Source organism: Streptacidiphilus melanogenes (genome assembly GCF_000787835.1).
GTDB lineage: Bacteria > Actinomycetota > Actinomycetes > Streptomycetales > Streptomycetaceae > Streptacidiphilus > Streptacidiphilus melanogenes.
In genome coordinates, this window is record NZ_BBPP01000001.1 from 113,135 (window position 1) to 116,131 (window position 2,997).

The window sequence follows — 2,997 nt, forward strand, 5'->3', positions numbered from 1 at the left end:
TTGTGCTGCGGGGCCGGAGACGGGCTGGGGGGAAGGGGGCCACCGAGCCCGCGAGCCGGGTGCCGGGGCCGAGGGCCTGGGTGGCGGCACCGTGACTGGTCGGCTGTGGGGCCCCGGGGGGCAGGCTGACGGGGTGAGGGCGGAGCAGGCGGTGGCAGGACGGCCGGAGGCGGGGGGGTGGGGACAAAGCCGAAGGGCGGCTTCCCGAGCCGGGGCTCGGGAAGCCGCCCTTCGGGGTCGGCTGGTGCGTTACGCCGGGACGCTCGCGACGCCCTGGGCGAGGAAGCGCTTGCCGTTGACGCGCTCGGAGACGCCCTCACGGTCCAGGTACGGGGTGATGCCGCCCAGGTGGAACGGCCAGCCCGCGCCGGTGATCAGGCAGAGGTCGATGTCCTGCGCCTCGGCGACGACGCCCTCGTCCAGCATGAGCTGGATCTCCTGGGCGACGGCGCCCAGCGCGCGCTCGCGCACCTGCTCCTCGGTGAGGACCTTGTCGCCGAGCTGCAGCAGGGCGACGACCTCGGGGTCCAGCTCCTGCTGGCCCGACGCCCAGGTGTAGAAGCCGCGCTTGCCGGCCTGGACCACGCGGGCCAGGTTCTCGGAGACGAAGAAGCGCTCCGGGAAGGCGGTGTGCAGGGTCTCCGACACGTGCAGGGCGATGGCCGGGCCGACCAGCTCCAGCAGCACGATCGGGGACATCGGCAGACCGAGCGGCTCGACGCCCTTCTCGGCGACGGCGATCGGCGTGCCCTCGTCGATGATCTGCTGGATCTCGCCCATGAAACGGGTGAGAATCCGGTTCACGACGAACGCCGGGGCGTCCTTGACCAGAACGGCGGTCTTCTTCAGCTTCTTCGCGACGCCGAACGCGGTCGCCAGCGACGCGTCGTCCGTCTTCTCGCCGCGGACGATCTCCAGCAGCGGCAGGACCGCGACCGGGTTGAAGAAGTGGAAGCCGACGACCCGCTCGGGGTGCTCCAGCTTCGACGCCATCTCGCTGACGGACAGCGAGGAGGTGTTGGTCGCCAGGATGCAGGTCGGCGAGACCACGGCCTCGACCTCGGCGAAGACCTGCTGCTTGACGCCCATCTCCTCGAAGACGGCCTCGATGACGAAGTCCGCGTCGCCGAAGGCGGCGGCCTTGTCGAGCGAGCCGGTGACGAGCGCCTTGAGGCGGTTCGCGTTGTCGCCGTTGACGCGGCCCTTGGCGAGCAGCTTGTCGATCTCGCCGTGGACGTAGCCGACGCCCTTGTCGATGCGCTCCTGGTCGATGTCCGTGAGGACGACCGGCACCTGGAGGCGGCGCGCGAACAGCAGCGCCAGCTGCGAGGCCATCAGACCGGCGCCGACGACGCCGACCTTGGTGACCGGGCGGGCCAGCGACTTGTCCGGCGCACCGGCCGGGCGCTTGCCGCGCTTCTGCACCAGGTTGAAGGAGTAGATGCCGGCGCGCAGCTCGTCACCCATGATGAGGTCGGCCAGCGCCGCGTCCTCGGCGTCGAAGCCGGCCTGCAGGTCGCCGTCCTTGACCTGGGCGATGATGTCCAGCGCCCGGTAGGGGGCCGGTGCCGCGCCGTGGACCTTGCCGTCGACGACCGCGCGGCCCCAGGCCACGGCGTCGTCCCAGGCCTGGCCGCGGTCGATCTCCGGACGCTCCACCGCCACGGCGCCGGTGAGGACCTGGGCGGTCCACAGCAGCGACTGCTCGACGAAGTCGGCCGGCTCGAAGATCGCGTCGGCGATGCCGAGCTCGAAGACGTCCTTGCCCTTCAGCTGCTTGTTCTGGGCCATCGCGTTCTCGATGATGACCTGGACGGCCTTGCCCGCGCCGATCAGGTTCGGCAGCAGCGTGCAGCCGCCCCAGCCCGGGACCAGGCCCAGGAAGCACTCCGGCAGCGAGAAGGCCGGCAGGCCCGAGCTGACGGTGCGGTAGGTGCAGTGCAGGCCGACCTCGACGCCGCCGCCCATCGCCGCGCCGTTGTAGAAGGCGAAGGACGGGACGGGCAGGGCCGCGATCCGCTTGAAGACGTCGTGGCCGCCCTTGCCGATGGCCAGCGCGTCGCTGTGCTCCTTCAGCACCTCGACGCCCTTGAGGTCGGCGCCGACCGCGAAGATGAACGGCTTGCCGGTGATGCCGACGGCGACGATCTCGCCCGCCGCGGCCTCGCGCTCGACCTGGTCCAGCGCCTCGTTCAGCTTGGCCAGGGAGCCCGGGCCGAAGGTGGTCGGCTTGGTGTGGTCGAAGCCGTTGTCCAGGGTGATCAGCGCGAAGCGGCCGGCACCCAGGGGCAGGTCGAGGTGACGCACGTGAGCGGTCGTCACGACCTCGTCCGGGAACAGCTCGTGGGCCTTGAGCAGCTGCTCGGTGGTGGTCGTCATCACTTGCTCCCGTGACCGTCGAAGTGCGGGTTCTCCCAGATGACCGTCGCGCCCATGCCCATGCCGATGCACATGGAGGTGAGGCCGTAACGGACGTCAGGACGCTGCTCGAAGCGGCGGGCCAGCTGCGTCATCAGACGCACGCCGGAGGAGGCCAGCGGGTGACCGAAGGCGATCGCGCCGCCGTACGGGTTGACCCGCTCGTCGTCGTCCGCGATGCCGAAGTGGTCCAGCATGGACAGAACCTGGATGGCGAAGGCCTCGTTGATCTCGAACGCGCCGATGTCGGCGATCGTCAGACCGGCCTTGGCCAGCGCCTTCTCGGTCGCCGGGACCGGGCCGATGCCCATGACCTCGGGCTCCACGCCGACGAAGGCGTAGGAGACCATGCGCATCTTGACCGGCAGGCCCAGCTCGCGCGCGACGTCCTCGGCGGCGATCAGGGAGGCGGTCGCGCCGTCGTTCAGACCGGCCGCGTTACCGGCGGTGATCCGGCCGTGCGGGCGGAACGGGGTCTTGAGGCCCGTCAGCGACTCCAGCGTGGTGCCCGGGCGCATCGGCTCGTCGGCGGTGGCCAGGCCCCAGCCGGTCTCGCCGCCCGCCGAGTCGGTGCGGCGG

General features: G+C 71.1%; 2 protein-coding genes. Both read right to left on the minus strand.

The window, feature by feature from the left end:
* Positions 1–249: 249 nt before the first annotated feature.
* Positions 250–2,379 (minus strand): 3-hydroxyacyl-CoA dehydrogenase NAD-binding domain-containing protein, encoded by a 2,130-nt coding sequence (locus TR49_RS00495; RefSeq protein WP_042375926.1) that lies wholly within the window; start codon positions 2,377–2,379, stop codon positions 250–252.
* The coding region (locus TR49_RS00500; RefSeq protein ID WP_042375929.1) for a thiolase family protein at positions 2,379–2,997 on the minus strand (619 nt) is incomplete at its 5' end. The genes TR49_RS00495 and TR49_RS00500, both read right to left, overlap by 1 nt.